The sequence below is a fragment of the Shewanella cutis genome, from assembly GCF_022410515.1.
Lineage (GTDB): Bacteria > Pseudomonadota > Gammaproteobacteria > Enterobacterales > Shewanellaceae > Shewanella > Shewanella cutis.
In genome coordinates this window covers 627,979-646,501 of record NZ_JACSDI010000001.1, presented here as the reverse complement: position 1 = coordinate 646,501, position 18,523 = coordinate 627,979, and the positions used below count along the sequence as shown (strand labels likewise).

At 46.3% G+C, this 18,523-nt stretch carries 13 protein-coding genes; 9 read left to right on the top strand and 4 right to left on the bottom strand.

Annotation, left to right across the window (positions count from 1 at the left end; all coding sequences use genetic code 11):
- The first annotated feature begins 10 nt into the window (after positions 1-10).
- Positions 11-1,084, top strand: coding sequence for a DNA polymerase IV (dinB, locus tag H9J30_RS03030; protein ID WP_240129614.1), 1,074 nt, complete (start codon positions 11-13; stop codon positions 1,082-1,084).
- A 96-nt stretch (positions 1,085-1,180) separates the two neighbouring features.
- Here dinB and H9J30_RS03025 read toward each other — a convergent pair whose 3' ends face one another.
- The gene (locus H9J30_RS03025) at positions 1,181-2,641 is read right to left on the bottom strand and encodes an aminoacyl-histidine dipeptidase (RefSeq protein WP_240129613.1); all 1,461 of its coding nucleotides are present in this window, start codon (positions 2,639-2,641) and stop codon (positions 1,181-1,183) included.
- A gap of 218 nt (positions 2,642-2,859) precedes the next feature.
- Between H9J30_RS03025 and H9J30_RS03020 the strand changes: the two genes are divergently transcribed.
- The 4 genes from H9J30_RS03020 to H9J30_RS03005 all read left to right on the top strand — a co-directional run bounded on the left by H9J30_RS03020 (position 2,860) and on the right by H9J30_RS03005 (position 9,299).
- Positions 2,860-4,413, top strand: a complete 1,554-nt coding sequence (locus tag H9J30_RS03020) for a M17 family metallopeptidase (protein WP_240129612.1) — start codon at positions 2,860-2,862, stop codon at positions 4,411-4,413.
- 1,011 nt (positions 4,414-5,424) lie between these two features.
- On the top strand, positions 5,425-6,714 hold the full coding sequence (locus H9J30_RS03015; protein WP_240129611.1) for an NCS2 family permease: 1,290 nt from the start codon (positions 5,425-5,427) through the stop codon (positions 6,712-6,714).
- Positions 6,715-6,890: 176 nt separating this feature from the next.
- Positions 6,891-8,009 (top strand): glutamate 5-kinase, encoded by a 1,119-nt coding sequence (gene proB / locus H9J30_RS03010; protein WP_240129610.1) that lies wholly within the window; start codon positions 6,891-6,893, stop codon positions 8,007-8,009.
- A gap of 12 nt (positions 8,010-8,021) precedes the next feature.
- On the top strand, positions 8,022-9,299 hold the full coding sequence (locus tag H9J30_RS03005; RefSeq protein WP_240129609.1) for a glutamate-5-semialdehyde dehydrogenase: 1,278 nt from the start codon (positions 8,022-8,024) through the stop codon (positions 9,297-9,299).
- 62 nt (positions 9,300-9,361) lie between these two features.
- On the opposite strand, the gene H9J30_RS03000 is transcribed toward H9J30_RS03005, so the two are convergent.
- The 3 genes from H9J30_RS03000 to H9J30_RS02990 all read right to left on the bottom strand — a co-directional run bounded on the left by H9J30_RS03000 (position 9,362) and on the right by H9J30_RS02990 (position 11,313).
- Complete coding sequence (locus H9J30_RS03000) at positions 9,362-9,664, bottom strand: hypothetical protein (RefSeq protein ID WP_240129608.1); 303 nt, start codon at positions 9,662-9,664, stop codon at positions 9,362-9,364.
- 110 nt (positions 9,665-9,774) lie between these two features.
- Complete coding sequence (gene ybaK / locus H9J30_RS02995; RefSeq protein ID WP_240129607.1) at positions 9,775-10,251, bottom strand: Cys-tRNA(Pro) deacylase; 477 nt, start codon at positions 10,249-10,251, stop codon at positions 9,775-9,777.
- Positions 10,252-10,392: 141 nt separating this feature from the next.
- Positions 10,393-11,313 carry a DMT family transporter gene (locus H9J30_RS02990; RefSeq protein ID WP_240129606.1) on the bottom strand — a complete coding sequence of 307 codons (921 nt, stop codon included), beginning with the start codon at positions 11,311-11,313 and terminating at the stop codon, positions 10,393-10,395.
- Positions 11,314-11,621: 308 nt separating this feature from the next.
- On the opposite strand from H9J30_RS02990, the gene dnaK reads away from it, so the two are divergent.
- From dnaK to H9J30_RS02970, 4 genes are all read left to right on the top strand, one after another.
- Positions 11,622-13,541, top strand: a complete 1,920-nt coding sequence (gene dnaK / locus H9J30_RS02985; protein WP_037414974.1) for a molecular chaperone DnaK — start codon at positions 11,622-11,624, stop codon at positions 13,539-13,541.
- A 110-nt stretch (positions 13,542-13,651) separates the two neighbouring features.
- Positions 13,652-14,782 carry a molecular chaperone DnaJ gene (gene dnaJ / locus H9J30_RS02980; RefSeq protein ID WP_240129605.1) on the top strand — a complete coding sequence of 377 codons (1,131 nt, stop codon included), beginning with the start codon at positions 13,652-13,654 and terminating at the stop codon, positions 14,780-14,782.
- Positions 14,783-15,788: 1,006 nt separating this feature from the next.
- Positions 15,789-16,469 carry a DNA-methyltransferase gene (locus H9J30_RS02975; RefSeq protein ID WP_240129604.1) on the top strand — a complete coding sequence of 227 codons (681 nt, stop codon included), beginning with the start codon at positions 15,789-15,791 and terminating at the stop codon, positions 16,467-16,469.
- A gap of 566 nt (positions 16,470-17,035) precedes the next feature.
- Positions 17,036-18,376, top strand: coding sequence for a DEAD/DEAH box helicase (locus H9J30_RS02970; RefSeq protein ID WP_240129603.1), 1,341 nt, complete (start codon positions 17,036-17,038; stop codon positions 18,374-18,376).
- Positions 18,377-18,523: the final 147 nt, after the last annotated feature.

Sequence of the window (18,523 nt, the reverse complement as noted above, 5' to 3'; positions counted from 1 at the left end):
GGAACTTTACGTGCGAAAAATCATTCATGTCGATATGGATTGCTACTTTGCTGCGGTTGAAATGCGGGATTTTCCTGAATACCGTGGTAAACCGCTGGCCGTTGGTGGTAGTCGTGAACGGCGAGGGGTTATCAGCACCTGTAATTACGAGGCGCGCCGATTTGGTGTACGCTCAGCTATGGCGACAGCTTATGCGCTGAAGTTGTGTCCTGATTTAATTCTTGTTCCCGGTCGAATGCAGGTCTATAAAGACGTCTCATTACAAATACGTGGCATATTTTCTCGCTATACGGAACTGATAGAGCCTCTGTCTTTAGACGAAGCTTATTTAGATGTCAGCGATTGTAAGCAGTATAAAGGCTCTGCAACTTTGATTGCTGAAGCGATTCGACGCGATATTTTAGCTGAAACTGGACTTACTGCATCGGCTGGCATTGCGCCCGTAAAATTCCTCGCTAAGGTGGCCTCGGACTTAAATAAGCCCAATGGTCAGTATGTGATTCCGCCCGATAAAGTTTCTGAGTTTATTAAAACCTTATCCCTACGCAAGATCCCTGGTGTGGGGAAAGTCACTGCGGAAAAACTGTCCTCTTTAGGTTTAAATACCTGTGGCGATGTACAAACTTTTCCAAAACAAGAGCTTATTTCCCGCTTTGGAAAATTTGGCGCTGTATTAATTGAAAGATCTCAGGGGATTGATGATCGAGGCTTGTCTGTGAGTCGCGAGCGTAAATCTGTCGGCGTTGAGACTACACTGGCGCAGGATATTTACACGCTGGAGCAGTGCCAGCAAGTGATGCCGGGGTTAATTCAAGAGTTATCAACCCGTTTAAGTCGTAGCGCCAAGGATAGACAAATCCATAAGCAGGTGGTGAAACTTAAATTCAGTGACTTTAAACAAACGACCATTGAACATCGCAGTAATGATGTGTCTGTGATGATGTTTTATGAATTATTGGCGCAAGCAATGGCAAGGCAAGAAGGCAGGGGAATTCGACTACTCGGCGTAGCTGTCGGGCTTAATGATCAATCACTGATTGCTGAGGTTGATCCATTGCAAACTCAACTGGCGTTATTAATTTAATGCATTGTTAAAATGACGCTTGAATTCTAATCAGCTTTGGCTAATGCAATAAAAAAACCGCGCTAATCAGCGCGGTTTACTGAGGTTTACACTGAGTTAGGCTTTAGCCGGAATGCGCTCGAGCACTGCTATGAGTAGATCCCAATACTGACCAACTGTGGTGATATTGACCATTTCATCAGGGCCGTGCGGATAACGGATGGTCGGGCCAATCGAGACCATATCCATTTCTGGATAGGGTTTTTTAAACAGTCCACATTCAAGGCCGGCATGGATCACCATGATCACCGGTTCTTTATGATAAATAGACTCGTAGGTTTCACGCACAATTGCCATAACTGGCGAAGTATTATCCGGCTTCCAACCAGGATAAGCACCGCTAAATTCAATGTCTGCACCTGCTAAGTTGGTTAACGCATTTAGCATACCTTCTACTTGGCTGCGGCCTGAGTCAATCAAAGAGCGGATTAAGCACAGAATGCTGACTTCTTCATCGTTAGTGCTGATCACGCCAACGTTGAGTGAGGTTTCAGTTACGCCCGCGACTTCATCGCTCATACGCATCACGCCATTAGGGCAAACATGCAGCAGGTCGATCAGCGTGTTTTGGCTGTTTTCGCTCATCACGCGTTTGGGCGTTGGGATTTCGCTCAACACTAAGCGCATGTCTGGGTCTGCAATCGCCAGCTCGGCGCGGACTAAGTCTTCAAAAGTACGCACTTTTTCATTCAGTGCTTCGACATTTTCAGCAGGTAACATAAAGCTGATATTGGCTTCACGTGGGATGGCGTTGCGCAGTGAACCGCCTGTAAATTGAGTTAACTCTAGGGCTAACTCATCGGCATTTTCAAACAGGAAGCGTGCCAAAATCTTGTTGGCATTACCACGACCTAAATGAATGTTTACCCCAGAGTGGCCACCTTTTAAGCCTGATAAATGCAGGCTAAATGAAGCATAACTTTGTTCTGAAGCTTGCCATACCATCGGTAAGGTGATTTGGGCATCGACGCCGCCAGCGCAACCCATATAGATTTCACCTTCTTGCTCTGAGTCGGTGTTGATCAGGATCTCGGCATTGAGCATACCTGCCTGCAGGCCGAAAGCGCCAGTCATACCTGCTTCTTCATCAATAGTGAGCAGTACTTCGAGCGGACCATGCTTGATATCGTCTGAGCCTAAAATCGCTAAGGCTGAGGCCATACCAATACCGTTGTCGGCGCCTAAGGTGGTGCCTTTAGCTTTAACCCAGTCACCATCGACATGGGCTTCGATAGGGTCTTTGGTAAAGTCATGCACTTTATCGGCGTTCTTTTGTGGCACCATATCGATATGGGCTTGGATCACGACGACTTTGCGATCTTCCATTCCCGCAGTTGCGGGTTTGCGAATGATTAAGTTGCCAACGGCATCTTCTACTACATCGAGTTGTTTGCTCTTAGCCCAAGCTTGGATGTGTTGGCTGAGTGCTTGTTCATGTTTGGAAGGGTGGGGAATCGCACAGATTTGTTCGAACCATTGCCATAAAGGTTGTGGGTATAACTGACTTAACGCTGTCACAGAAGGTCCCTCATCAGGTCTTGTGGGTATGGGGCAAATTTGGGCTAATCCTAACACATTCTGCTCAGGCGATTAATCTTCTCGATACAGGCTTGCGTGCTTGTGGCAGCGAAAGTTGCCACCCTCTGTATTTTCGATAGTATCAAAGCAATTTTTTGATTGGTAATTAAGCGTTATAGCGGGAATAATGCTGGCACAATAATGAAAAAGGATGGGTCATGTTTCAAGTTAACTTTATTGATGTACAAGCAGAAAATGCCATTTTTGATGGTGAAGGCTGGGATGCGGTCGTTGTGATTACGCCCGATCTCCAATCAATTAAAATGGATGAAATTAGTTTATTGGCCGAGCATGGTGCCCACGTCGACAAAAGGGTGGGTAAGAGCCCGACCTTGCTGTTTGCGCCGGGGTTAGCGGGTGGGCGTCTAATTATTGCGCCCGTTACTCAAGTGGCTGATGATTATGCTGATGTGCGTGTGTATGGTGACGCGGCAAGAGCTGCGATTGCGATCGCTAAAGAAGCGGGGGCTAAACGTCCGTTGTTATATGTTGTGCCATCGAAGGATCTGCGTTTTGGTTTTGCGAGTGAAGTCGCGGCGCTCGCCTGTGGCCAAGAATTATGGCAAACCTTAGAATTGCGCGAGGCAACGGGCTTAACGCCAGCCTTTGAAGCAATAGGTTTATTGTCTTTATCGGCCGACACTTCATCAGCCGATAAGAGTCACTTACTCAATGCATTAGAAGCAGGCCGCGTATTAGCGCGGGATTTATGTGGCACAGAGCCTGAGCGTATGTCTGCCAAAGCCTTTGCAGATTACTGCCTGCAATCTTTTAAAGGCAGTGTGATAAAAACCGTAGTAGTAGAAGACAGAGATATTTTAGAGCGTGACTACCCACTGCTGAGTGCGGTGGCGCGCTCCTCCTTTGCTGTGGGCCGTCATCAACCACGGGTCGTAAAACTCGAGTATCTGCCAGAGGGTGAAATCACCCGCACCTTTTTATTTGCGGGTAAAGGTGTGGTTTATGATACGGGCGGCGCCGATCTGAAAGTGGGCGGCGCGATGGCGGGCATGAGCCGCGATAAAGGCGGTGCTTCTGCGGTTGCCGGGTTATTTAAAACCCTGTCAATGCTTAAACCTAAGGGAATTCGCGTGATTGCCGAGTTAGGTTTAGTGCGTAACAACATAGGCAGCGAAGCCTTTGTCACCGATGAAATTATCAGTAGCCATGCAGGCGTTAGGGTTCGAATTGGTAATACCGATGCTGAAGGTCGTTTAGTGCTGGCTGATTTACTCAGTCATCTGCGTATAAAAGCGGTAACTGCTGTTAAGCCGGAGCTGTTTTCAGTGGCGACCTTAACAGGCCACGTGGTGCGTTGTTATGGTGCTTATCCTGCTGCGATTGAAAATGCGGTAGCTAATGCCACAAATTGCGCGCTGACATTGCAGCAACAAGCAAGCCAATGGGGTGAACCCTTTGAAGTTTCAACGCTGCGACGTGAGGATTTTGCCAAGATCCGCGAGGTGTCGGGGGCGGCGGATATTTTATCTTCTAATAATGCGCCTTCTTCTGTGACGGCGCGTGGTCATCAATATCCTGCGGCGTTTTTATTGAAGGCATCAGGCCTGTTTGAACACGGAGTCAATGCCGCTATTCCTTTAGCTTACACACACTTAGATATCGCTGGCAGTGCAACTGAAGGTGATCCGCTCTACGGTAAACCCACAGCGAGTCCCTTGGTCGGTCTGTATCAATATCTGATCAATCGTTAACAATTTTACGTAGTAAATAGAAATAATTCTGTAATATCTTATTTGTTAGGTGGTTACAGGATTATTTCTGTTTTTCTGTGAAACAGATCGCCATTAACCTCACTATATTCGTGTAATTTAATTACATTAAAAAGCCTTAATCAAAAAAAATACAAATAAAGCTTGTAATAAAACTACATAAATCTATAATAGCTTTCGTGGACAGGGCAATAGGCCTTTCCCCTCTAGTCTATCCAGGATGGATACCCTTCTCCAAGGACCCGAGTGACAAGTCGTCTCAACGGATTTGAGAATCTCTAGTTCCAAGGAACCGAGCCAAGCTTTACTAGAGTACTTAATCTCAACTTTACTTAGGAGTAATTGACTATGTCTTATACAGGCAACAACCATTTTTATTGGCAGAACACTTGGTTAAATTCAGATGTTTTGCGTGGCGGTTTATTCGCTATGAGCTTTAAGGGCTAACTATCCCTTTAAACCTAGTTTCCATCATCCATCAACCTTTGTATCGCCTTTTTGGGCGTGTTTAGACTCAAGTAGCATATCGGTGTTTTTGCATGGGTATGCCAGGTTTTTCCCGCTAGCGCGGTAATGTACTTCCCCGAAAGGGACGCTTGAAACATGTCTTGCCTGCTCATTGAGCAGGCTTTTTTTTAGCTATTTTTTATCTCGCGAGAGAAATTTATCAATTTCAGCTATCACATTGTTGTCTTGTGACTGCATTATTCATCTAGATTATTTCGCTTAAAAAACAATATGCTTTTAACTTTAGGTCGATGCTGTCCCTTCCTGTCCAGCTAACTCGCTTATTAACCTTTTCCATAGCAGTTTTGAAAGGTGATTGCTTGCGGTGTTTTTTTGTTCTGTTTAGCGATTTATATCAATAATGCTGCTCTCAATTTTCTGGCCTGACCAGCACAAACTCCCTATAATCGCCTGCGAACAACACATTGCTACATAGTGTTTACATGGTTAGACCCTACCTACTTAAAATAAAAGGAACCCAGTTCCATGTTAGAAAAGCTGTTCAAACTGAAACAAAATCAAACGAGCCTCAAGCAGGAAGCGATGGCAGGTTTGACAACATTTATGACGATGGCCTACATCATTTTTGTTAATCCAATGATGTTAGCCGATGCGGGTATGGATCATGGCGCCGTGTTTGTGGCTACCTGTTTAGCGGCGGCCGTGGGGTGTATCGTGATGGGCTTAATGGCGAACTATCCTATCGCGCTTGCCCCTGGTATGGGGCTGAATGCCTTTTTTACCTATACAGTTGTTGGTGAAATGGGTTACAGCTGGGAAACTGCGCTTGGTGCGGTGTTCTTATCGGGCATTTGTTTTTTAATTTTATCCTTAGTACGTATTCGCGAGTGGATTGTTAACAGTATTCCCATGTCGCTGCGTATTGGCATTGCTGCGGGTATTGGCTTGTTCTTGGCGCTGATCGGTCTCAAAAGTGCGGGTATTGTGGTGGCAAGTCCTGCTACTTTAGTGACGATGGGCGATATCACTGCGTTCCCCGCTGTGATGGCCGTATTAGGTTTCTTCTTAATCATTGCCATGGTGCAACGTGGTATGAAGTCAGCGGTGATTTTAAGCATTTTGATTATCACTGGGCTTGGATTGCTGTTTGGCGATGTGCAATACAACGGCATTGTGTCCATGCCACCTTCGATAGCACCCACTTTTATGCAGATGGATTTATCCCAAGTATTTGAAGTGACAATGCTGTCTGTGGTGTTTGCCTTCCTATTTGTGGATTTATTTGATACCTCTGGCACTTTAGTTGCGGTGGCACAGCGCGGTGGCTTCCTTGATGAAAATAACCGTTTACCTCGATTAAATCGTGCCTTAACTGCCGATAGTTTAGCGACAATTGCTGGTGCTGCCTTGGGAACCTCGACAACCACAAGTTATATCGAGAGTACGGCAGGTGTGAGCGCTGGTGGCCGTACGGGTTTAACGGCTGTAGTGGTTGGCTTGCTGTTTATTTTGGCATTATTTGTATCGCCTTTAGCAGGAATGATCCCTGCCTATGCGACGGCAGGTACGCTGTTTTATGTCGCCATTCTGATGATGTCTGGGCTGGTTCATGTGGAATGGGAAGACTTAACTGAAGCCGCTCCTGTCGTTATTGTTTGTATTTTAATGCCGCTGACTTTCTCTATTGCCACTGGGATTGCGCTGGGGATTATTTCCTATGCTGCCATTAAGCTATTAACGGGGCGTTTTAGTGATTTAAATATCGGTGTGTTGGTGTTAGCTGCAATGTTTGTTGCGAAATTTATTTACGCTTGATATTCAGTGGTCACCACTCAGGTAAACCATTTGTTGAGGGTCATCTAATTGATGGCCCTTTTTAATGCGCGATCCCAAGCAGAATTGAAAATTTCTACCAACATCCTGCCCACTTACTACCAATTACCTAGCGGATTAGGTATAAGGATTGTCCGGTTATTTTCTACAAATGAATAATGAATTTAAGTGAGATTGCGTATCGCCGCGTGGTAGTGAAGTTGGGGACGAGTGTGCTGACTTCTGGCAGTAAACAGCTAGATAAAGCCCATATGGTTGAGCTTGCTCGTCAAATGGCCGCACTGATGAGATCAGGGGTCGAAGTCGTATTATGTACTTCTGGGGCAATTGCCGCAGGACGCGAACATCTCCAATACCCGGTATTGCCCGACACTATGGCCAATAAGCAATTGTTAGCCGCTGTCGGGCAAAGCCAGCTTATTCTCGCTTGGTCGCAACTCTTTAGTATCTACGGTTTGCATGTGGGGCAATTGCTGCTGACCCGCGCCGATTTACACGATAGAGAGCGGTATTTGAATGCCCGCGATACGCTTAATGCGTTACTGGCACACAATATTATCCCCATCATCAATGAAAACGATGCGGTTGCGACTAACGAAATCAAAGTGGGCGACAACGATAATTTGTCAGCGCGTGCGGCGTTGCTATGTGATGCTGATCTATTGATCCTACTGACGGATCAAAAGGGCTTATTCGATGCCGATCCGCGTACCCACCCAAATGCCAAACTGATTTCTCAGGTCGAGAAAATTGATGATAGCCTGCGCCTGTTAGCGGGTGGTTCGGTTTCTGGGTTAGGAACGGGCGGCATGTCGACTAAGCTCGAAGCGGCCGATATTGCTCGCCGCGCGGGAATTGAGGTGGTGATTGCCTCGGGTCATCATCCTGATGTGATTAAGAAAGTTGTTGCCAAAGAATCCATTGGCACCCATTTTAGCGCCATCGAAAACCCATTAGAAAGCCGCAAACAGTGGATTTTAGCGGGGCCTGCGGCCCAAGGTTCACTGGTACTCGATGCTGGGGCGGTTAAAGCCGTCACTGAAAAAGGTCGCAGCTTGTTATCGAAGGGCATTATTGGCGTCAAAGGAGAGTTTGAACGGGGTGCAACTCTGCAATTAGTTGACCAAAATGGCAAAATTATTGCCAGAGGCATAACCCGTTACTGTGGTGAGGCGCTAGGGTTGATTGCGGGTAAACATTCCGACGAAATCGAGTCTGTGCTCGGTTACGATTATGGTGACGCAATTGTCCACCGTAACGATATGGTCGTCTTATAAGCGAGGTCTGTTTTGAGTCAAATTAATCAAGCGCAATATTTACAACAACTTGGTCATAATGCCAAACAGGCGAGTTATGCCTTGGCCAACCTAACAGCGAGCCAAAAGGCCGATTTGCTTGACGCGATTGCCGATGCGCTGACGGAAAACACCCAGGCAATCCTCGCGGCCAATGCCAAGGATGTGGTGGCGGCGAAAGCCGAGGGCTTGAATGACGCCATGATCGATCGCCTGTTGCTAAACGAGTCACGTCTGGCGGGAATCATCGGCGATATCAGCGATGTGGTTCGTCTTGCCGATCCCGTTGGCGAAGAGTTTGGTAGCCGCGTATTAGAGAACGGCTTAAGGCTCACGCGCCGCCGCGTACCGCTAGGGGTGATAGGAGTCATTTACGAAGCGCGCCCGAATGTGACCGTCGATATTGCGGTGCTGGCACTCAAAACCGGTAACGCGGTGATTTTACGTGGTGGCAAAGAAACCCTCGAATCCAACAAACTGATAAGCGAAGTGATCCGTGGCGCTATCGCGAGCCAAGGTCTGCCTGTTGATGCGGTGCAATTGATTGATTCTCCGGATAGGGCGCTAGTGACAGGCCTGCTCAAGCTCGATCAATATGTTGATATGATCGTCCCCCGTGGCGGGCAAGCCCTGCAGCGCCTTTGCGCCGAGCAAGCCACTATTCCGGTGATCTTAGGTGGTATTGGTATTTGCCATTTATATGTGGATAAAGCCGCTAATCTTGAGCGGGCGCTTGAGGTGATTGCTAACGCTAAAGTGCAACGTCCGACTGTGTGTAATGCGCTGGATACCTTGTTGGTGGATAAAACCATTGCCGCGAATTTTGTGCCGCAAATTGTCGAATACTTACACTGTTTAGGCGTGCGTTTTTCCGTCTGTGAACAGAGCCATGCGCTACTCGATGGGCTGGGATTTGATATTGATCTGGCAACCGAGCAAAGCTTTGCGACCGAATGGTTATCTTTGACCTTAGGCATTAAAGTGGTGAGCGATATGGATGCGGCGATTGCCCATATTCGCCGCTATTCTAGCGGGCATTCCGAGGCGATTTTGACCGATGATATCCATGCCGCAACGCATTTTATGAATGAGGTGAATTCGGCAGCTGTGTATGTGAATGCGAGTACCCGCTTTACCGATGGCGGCCAATTTGGCCTTGGTGCCGAGGTGGCGGTCAGCACGCAAAAACTCCATGCCCGTGGTCCAATGGGGCTAGAGGCACTCACCACTTACAAGTGGCTGGCATGGGGTGATTATACGAGTCGTGCATAGTGTGATTGGTGTACTAAAAAGCCGCTGAAATAGCGGCTTTTTTATGGGTAAGTTTTTTTATCTTAATGGATAAGCGGGGTATAAGTAGCAATCAACCATAAACATACAAAAGCGACTGACATCACCGTAGTAAATGTGCGAAAGGGCCTGATATATTCCAAGGTATAGAGAAAATACTTCTCTTGTACTTTGCGGGTCAGTAAAACCGAGGGGAGTAAAAAGCTGCAATAAAGCATCACCACCATGGTGGTAAAACCATTCCCCCAAAAATGCTCGTAGATAAAAAGTGCGATACACACTAGCATGGCAACCCAACTGATAGGGCTGATGCCATCTTCTTGATTCCAATGGGTTGATTTTTGCATATGACTGTCCTTAGTCACTCAATTTATTGTTTAATTTATAGACGTTTAAGACATGTTTTTCAATGACTTTTATGGTTAGTGTTTAAAAGAATTTGACTGACCTTTGTAGGCTAAAGCGTTTTAATATCCGCAAATGAGCCGCGGCACAATTTCGCTAAGTTATTTGCTGCGAGACATATCTCAAGCCCACGGCGGCCTGCGCTGACATAGATTTTGTCAAATTGCTTTGCACTTTCATCAATGATCGTTGGCAGCAGCTTTTTTTGCGCTAATGGGCTGATCCCTCCCACTAAATAGCCTGAAGATTTTTGAGCTAAATCAGCGTCGGCCATCTGCAGTTTTTTCTGGCCTAAACATTTGGCAACGGCTTTTAAATTGAGTTGATGATCAACGGGAACGAGCGCAACCGCAAGGGGGGCATGGGCTTTATCGGTTGCGACCAGTAAAGTTTTAAAGACCTGCGTAGGAGCAAGCCCCAAAGCATTGGCGGCTTCTTCGCCATAAGCGGCACAGTGTGGATCGTGACTGTATTCTAAAATTTCAAAGGGGATTTTGGCTTTCTTTGCCATTTGTACGGCTGGTGTCATGCTCTTATCCTCGCGCCCCAATTAGGTGCAATAAAAGTCTAGGGGCAATAAAAGTCTGCCATAATAGCCCTTTACTCAGTTTTAAAATGTTAGCTTGCGCTTAAAATTATCGATACTCGTTTTGATACTCGGTATCTGTGACTAATTCGTAAGCTTGGCATTCGGTTTGGTTTTTCGTTCCAAATAGCGCGGTAATAACTGCTGTAACATCATCCCTGACAAAATAAAACCTAGGCCAATGTAGGTTGCTGTCGCGATGGTCTCTTGCAAAATCCAAGCGATAAAACCAATCGACATTACTGGCGATAAAAATACTAAGGTACTGATATTGGCCGTGCGAGTCGCGGTTTTAAGCGCCATCAACCAGAGTACAAAGGTAATCCCCATTTCAAATAAGCCGACATACATGCCTGCCATCATGGCCTTAATACTAAAGCTAGGGAGCGCATCGGTCAGTAACAGCGTGATGCTAATAAAGGGTAAACCGATTAAAAAGCTTAATAGCAGGCTGACGACGGGGTCGCCTTGATCTTTGGTGTTCACAATCCAATATAGGCACCAGAGCAAGGTGCTAGTTAATGCAAGAGCAATTCCGAGTGGACTATCGAAGCGAAAACCGCTGACATCGCCGCCGGTGGCGATAATAAATACCCCTGAATAGGCGATAAGAGCTGCAATCATATCGCTCTTACGTAAATGTTGTTTCAGCAGCGGCGCCGCCAACAATGGCAGCAATACTGCCCAAGTGTAATTAAGCGAGAGTGCCTGCTGCGCGGGCAAGAGTGAATAAGCTTTAAACAGCACAACATAATAGAGAAACGGATTAATCAGCCCTGTGACCAGATAAAAAGTCGGACGGCGTAACAGTTGTACTTTAAGTAGAGGAAGTTTTTTTTGCCAAGCGAGGATGGTGCCAAGGGCAACGATAGAGGTGAGTACTGCTACAAACACCAGTTGTAGCGGTGTGTAAAATCCAAGGGCAATCTTAAATGCAGTTGCCACCGTCGACCAGAGAAATACTGCAGCCATACCGAACACATACGCCAAATTCGAAGATTTCACACTATTACCTTATACGCTTAAACATCCACTTATTGAGCGCAGATTGAATAACAGCTATTACTGATAATCAAGCGGATTTTGTTATTTTGCATATTTTATACATTTTGGTGTGCAGGCAGGATAAATCAGAAAATTTTTTGATTGGCCCTTGTAATTAAATTCCCTGTCCCAATATAGGTGTTAAGGCAAAGAAAGTGGCCAGCGGTGATGATAGTTAATAGGCACCGTGGACTTGAAAAAAATGCGTCCGGCCCCATATCTAAACCAACTTATTAATTTAGTTTGACAGAAATTTTTCGGAGGACCTCATGGGTAAAATTATTGGTATCGACTTAGGCACAACAAACTCTTGTGTAGCTGTCCTCGATGGTGGCAAAGCTCGCGTATTAGAGAATGCTGAAGGCGATCGTACTACACCGTCTATCATCGCCTACACCGACGATGAGACCATCGTGGGTCAGCCTGCAAAACGCCAAGCTGTAACAAACCCAAATAACACATTCTTTGCGATCAAGCGTTTGATCGGTCGTCGCTTCAAAGATGACGAAGTTCAACGTGACGTGAACATCATGCCATTCAAAATTATCCAAGCTGACAACGGTGATGCTTGGGTTGAATCACGTGGCAACAAAATGGCTCCACCACAGGTTTCTGCTGAAATCTTGAAAAAGATGAAGAAAACAGCAGAAGACTTCTTAGGTGAAGAAGTGACAGAAGCGGTAATTACCGTTCCTGCATACTTTAACGATTCACAACGTCAAGCCACTAAAGATGCGGGTCGCATCGCGGGTCTTGAAGTTAAACGTATTATCAACGAACCAACGGCTGCAGCACTAGCTTATGGTATCGACAAGAAGCAAGGCGACAACATCGTTGCAGTGTACGACTTAGGTGGTGGTACATTCGATATCTCTATCATCGAAATCGACAGCAACGACGGCGACCAAACCTTCGAAGTATTAGCGACTAACGGTGACACCCACTTAGGTGGTGAAGACTTTGACAACCGTTTAATCAACTACTTAGCTGACGAATTCAAGAAAGAGCAAGGCTTAGATCTGCGTAAAGATCCATTAGCAATGCAACGTCTGAAAGAAGCGGCTGAAAAGGCGAAGATTGAGCTTTCAAGCACTAACCAAACTGAAGTTAACCTGCCATACATCACGGCAGATGCGACAGGTCCTAAGCACTTAGTGGTAAAAATCACCCGTGCTAAGTTAGAGTCACTGGTTGAAGACTTAATCATTCGTACTTTAGAGCCATTAAAAGTGGCTCTGGCTGACGCTGACTTATCAGTATCAGACATTAACGAAGTGATTTTAGTGGGCGGTCAAACCCGTATGCCTAAGGTTCAAGAAGCAGTGACTAACTTCTTCGGTAAAGAACCTCGTAAAGACGTAAACCCAGACGAAGCGGTAGCCGTAGGTGCTGCGATTCAAGCGGGCGTACTGTCAGGCGACGTGAAAGACGTTCTGCTGTTAGACGTAACACCACTGTCTCTGGGTATCGAAACCATGGGCAGCGTAATGACCAAGCTGATTGAGAAAAACACCACTATTCCGACTAAGGCACAGCAAGTGTTCTCAACAGCCGATGACAACCAAAGTGCAGTAACTATTCACGTACTGCAAGGTGAGCGTAAGCAAGCAAGCGCGAACAAGTCATTAGGTCAATTTAACTTAGATGGTATTGAGCCTGCACCACGTGGCATGCCACAAATTGAAGTGATGTTCGATATCGACGCTGACGGTATTCTGCATGTTTCTGCAACCGATAAGAAAACCGGTAAGAAACAAAACATCACCATCAAAGCATCTTCTGGCTTAAGCGAAGAAGAAGTGGCGCAAATGGTACGTGACGCTGAAGCTCATGCTGAAGAAGACAAGAAGTTTGAAGAGCTAGTGCAATCTCGCAACCAAGCTGACGGCTTAGTTCACGCAACTAAGAAACAAGTTGAAGAAGCGGGCGATGCACTGCCAAGCGAAGACAAAGCGAAGATTGAAGCGGCAATGAGCGCGGTTGAAACTGCCGTAAAAGGCAATGACAAAGAAGCCATTGAAAAAGCGACTCAAGCGCTGATTGAAGCGTCTGCTAAGCTGATGGAAATCGCTCAGGCTAAAGCTCAAACTCAAGGCGGCGCACAAGAAGGTGCTGCTAAACAGTCTAACGCGACTGCCGATGACGTTGTCGATGCTGAATTTGAAGAAGTGAAAGACGACAAGAAATAACCATTTGTTTTCAATCAAATCAATTGATTTCAAATAGTTAATTTCTAGGCGGGCGTTACGGGGAAACCCTAACGCCCGTTCGTTCAACTTAAGCTGAGAAGCATGAGATTATGTCAAAGCGAGATTATTACGAAGTATTAGGCGTTGGCCGTGACGCCAGCGAGCGTGAAATTAAAAAAGCCTACAAGCGTTTGGCGATGAAGTTTCACCCCGATCGCAACCCTGGCGATAAAGCTGCCGAAGCGAGCTTCAAAGAAGTCAAAGAAGCCTACGAAATCCTAACTGATGCCAACAAGAAAGCGGCCTATGACCAATTTGGTCATGCGGGTGTGGATCCTAATCGCGGCGGCGGTGGCTATGGTGGCGCGGGAGATTTCGGTGATATTTTCGGTGATGTCTTTGGCGATATTTTCGGCGGTGGACGTCGTGGCGGTCAACGCCAAGCGACCCGCGGCTCAGATTTACGTTACAACCTAGAGTTATCACTGGAAGAAGCCGTAAAAGGCCTCACCAAAGAACTGCGTATTCCAACCTTAGCCAGCTGTGATGTGTGTGACGGCAGCGGTGCGAAAAAAGGCACTTCGGCGACCACTTGTACAACCTGTCATGGTCAAGGCCAAGTGCAAATGCGCCAAGGTTTCTTTACCGTGCAGCAACCTTGTCCAACCTGTCATGGTCGCGGCAAGATCATTAAAGATCCTTGCACTAAGTGCCATGGCGATGGCCGTGTCGAGAAAACGAAGACACTGTCAGTTAAGATCCCTGCGGGTGTCGACACTGGCGACCGTATTCGTTTAGCGGGCGAAGGTGAAGCGGGTGAGTTTGGTGCGCCAGCGGGTGATTTATACGTTCAGGTCAGTGTGCGTGAACATGCTATCTTTGTTCGCGATGGCAACAACCTCTACTGCGAAGTGCCAATTTCATTCAGTAAAGCGGCGCTCGGCGGCGAGATTGAAGTGCCAACACTGGACGGCAAAGTGAGCCTGAAGATCCCCGCCGAAACGCAAACGGGCCGTATGTTCCGTCTGCGTGGCAAAGGGGTTAAATCGGTTCGCAGCCATGCCGTGGGCGACTTGCTCTGCAAAGTGGTGATGGAAACACCGGTGAACCTTAACGAGCATCAAAAAGAGCTATTACGCGAGTTTGAAGCGACCTTAACCGGTGAATCAAAGAAGCACAGCCCAAAGGCTGAAGGCTTTTTCGATGGCGTGAAAAAGTTCTTCCAAGACCTAAATAGCTAACTTGGTTTCATGTGCTGCTACGGTAGCAGCGCACTAGATAAATAAAGCCCCGCAGTGTTTAACACTAGCGGGGCTTTTTTATATCTCAAATCGAGTTTGAGATTTCGATGGTTTTTAAAAGCAAAGTCAAAGTCGTGGGGCTTCACCCCACACCCGACCAAAAGGGGAAAAGCGCCTGTTCCCCTTTTGGATATCCCTCGGCGTCCCCAACGGAGTTGAAAGCCCCTTGGGCATTAAGCGTCCTTATGCTATCGCGTCAGACGCTCGTCCCTGATTCGACTGACGCTATCTCGGCATCCATGCCTCGCTCACGCAACGAACGCAAATGCCCTGCGGCAACTCCGAGGGGAGGTGAACTTCAGTGGCTTCGACGTTAGCTGTTAATCCCGAAAGAGTTATGCATGTTCCATTACCCATCCTTTTTTAGAAGATGAATATCATACTAATTGTTTATTTATTGTCAAAAATATGGACTAAAACATACGGGTTAATATATTGTAATGCTTAAAATAAATACAATATGGGTGAGCCTAAGATATTTCAATTTTGATGAGGAATACTTGCATTAGAATAACTTGGCAAGTTATGAGCAATATGTTTATTAGAATAATATTACATACATCATCCAGAGAGCGAATGTCTTTTTAATACAGAATAAGCCCAATGTATTTTTAATATTTTAGTGAGTTCTACTTTTGTATTCTTTATGGAGATTTATATGGCTTGTAACTGCTGTGGAAAAAGATTAAATAGTGGAATGATACATAAAAAAGATTCTCAGACAGGTAAGAAATATAAATCCTGTCCTCATTGTTCTGACGCTAATGGTGGTCTCCATGTGTTTCATCCTTATCCTTCGTCATTTGGGAATACTCCTGCTCGTGTAACAGCTAGAAATCCTGATGGAGATCAGAGCTATTGCATTGATTGCCGTGGGTTAGATAAAGGTGTACCTTCACAGATTTATTTGAATGGTCGAACCTGCAACAGTTTTATCTGAGGTTAAATGCATATTTATCAAAGTGATGCCGTGAGTTGGCTTTCAACACTCGCTGATGCGAGTGTTGATCTATTAGTCACCGATCCCCCTTATGAATCCCTAGAAAAACACCGTAACATTGGAACTACGACCAGGCTAAAGATTAGCAAATCATCTAGTAATCAATGGTTTAATGTGTTTCCTAATGAACGTTTTGAGGATTTGTTAAAAGAGATATATAGAGTTTTAAAAAAGAACTCACACTTCTATTTATTTTGTGATCAAGAAACCATGTTTGAGATCAAACCGATAGCTGAGAGAGTTGGTTTCAAATTTTGGAAACCAATTATTTGGGACAAGATCACAATAGGAATGGGGTATCACTATAGATGTCGTCATGAGTACATTCTTTTTTTTGAAAAAGGAAAGAGGAAGCTCAATGATTTGGCTGTGCCTGATATACTGGAATGCAAGAGGGTTTATAGAGGTTATCCCACAGAAAAACCAGTGAACCTACTTGAAATTTTGATTTCTCAAAGCAGTGTCGTCGGGGATTTAGTGGTTGATCCATTTTTTGGCTCTGGCTCGACATTGATAGCTGCAAAAAATTTAAATAGAGCTTACCTAGGTTGCGATATTTCAGATTTGGCTCATGAGTATTTTATGAAACGAGTCACAGTACCTTCTTGCCAAGCAGTGCATGCATAGAGTCGGACTGATTAGTAATTTCCTTTACTTAGCACATCACAAATTATCCCAGAATACACCTTCCCCTGCGAAGTTGCCGCGGGGCGTTGGAATAAATTGCGTGAGTCCGGTCATGGATGACCGGCTAGCTTTCGGGGAAGGGGCGAATGAAAATCGGTGATTTTCGCACTTATGAGCGAGAGGCAGGGACTGCCGAACTGGAGAGCTTTACATGGATGTAAAGCTGTACCATCGGAAGCGATAGCAATTTATCCATAAGACCAAGGCTACTAACCAATGCATGTAACTTCGCTAGGGGCGGCAAGGGAGATCCAAGAGGGAATTGCTGTTGATCCCCTCTTGGTCGGGTGTGGGGTGAAGCCCCACGACTTTGACTTTGATTTTGATTTGAAAATCCAAACAAATTTTGGACATCAAATTATTCTCAGTCATCAGAGAGTAAACCTTTGCTCAAATGCGAATAACGTAAACAACTACCCCAAGGCTTTAGTCAAAGCCGAAACAAGATTGGTATTAACAGCCAACTCTGCGTAAACTTTCGCTCCCATGTTTTTATCGGTGTTGTGATGACCATTCCTAAGCCTTCTACTTCCCCTGAGCCTTCTCCTGAGTCGTTAACCTTTGCCGAGCTTGGGTTAAATGCCGCATTACGTAAGGCCTTGCCTACAAGGCTTAAACATCCGACACGGGTGCAGCAATTAGCGATTCCGGCGATTATTGCGGGGCGAGATGTGCTAGCGCTATCGCAAACAGGGAGTGGTAAAACCTTTGCCTTTGGTTTGCCCTTGCTGCAAATCCTCTGGCAACAAATTGCTGCGCAAACGACGGCTAAATCTATGCCAGCTGCTAAGCCACTGGGATTAGTGTTGGTGCCAACGCGTGAGTTAGCACTGCAGGTAACGACAGCGCTGCACGCGCTGGCGAGTGAGTTATCCGCTTCTTTGAAGATTCAGCTCCTCTGTGGCGGCATCGCGCAGGAAGACCAATTAGCCGAACTTGCCGCTAACCCCCAGCTTGTGGTGGCAACCCCTGGGCGGTTATTGGATTTATGCACACAGCCCCATATTAGCCTCGACTCGATAAAATACTTTGTGCTAGACGAAGCCGACCGCTTACTGGAAATGGGTTTTTGGCCCGATATGCAAAAGCTGATGGCAATGATGCCAAAGCGTAAGCAAACCTTATTGTTTTCAGCCACCTTGCCAGAAGCTTTGGATGCCTTGGCGGGTAAATTGCTGAGCAATAATCCCCTTCGGGTTGAGGCCTGTACACGCAATGCTGTGGTTGGCGACATCGAAGAGCGACTGTATTTAGTCAATAAGGGCAGCAAGGCGCAGGCATTGATTGCGTTACTCAAACAATATCAATGGCCCCAGGTGTTAGTGTTTATCAGTGCCCGCGACGATGCGGATGCGATTGCGAAACGGCTCGTTAAGGCGGGGATAAATGCTGCTGCGCTGCACGGTGAAAAAGATCAAACCGTGCGTAGCCAAACCTTGGCCGACTTTAAAGCCGAACGCATTCAAGTATTAGTGGCGACAGATTTGATGGCCCGCGGCATTCATGTTGATGCCTTACCTGTGGTGATTAACGTAGATTTACCCACCAATGCGCCTGTGTATGTGCACCGTATTGGCCGCACCGCGAGGGCGGGCGCCAAAGGGCTAGCCATCTCTTTAGTGTGCCATGGTGAAATGCCAAGCTTAACCGCGATCCGCAATTTGACGGCGCGTGAGTTACCGTTAGCATCATTGGCGGATTTTCCGGTGACCGATAAGCCGAGCGAAAGAGTCAGAGAGGAGGGGGCCGAGAATAAGGTTGCACCTAAGCGCCCACCGCGGGATAAACAGGCAAATCGTCGCAGTATCAATAAGCACAGTATCAAAGCGTTTAAAGGCAAGCGTTGATATCGTCAATATTACCTAAGATAAGCTGTTACGCTGGATCTCATTTGCCACTTAATCAACTATTTGATCGATATTTGAAGGTGATTGAGCATAGTTTTCTGAATCGACATTGGCTTCGGGTAAAGTAAAATACTGTGATTAGCCAAG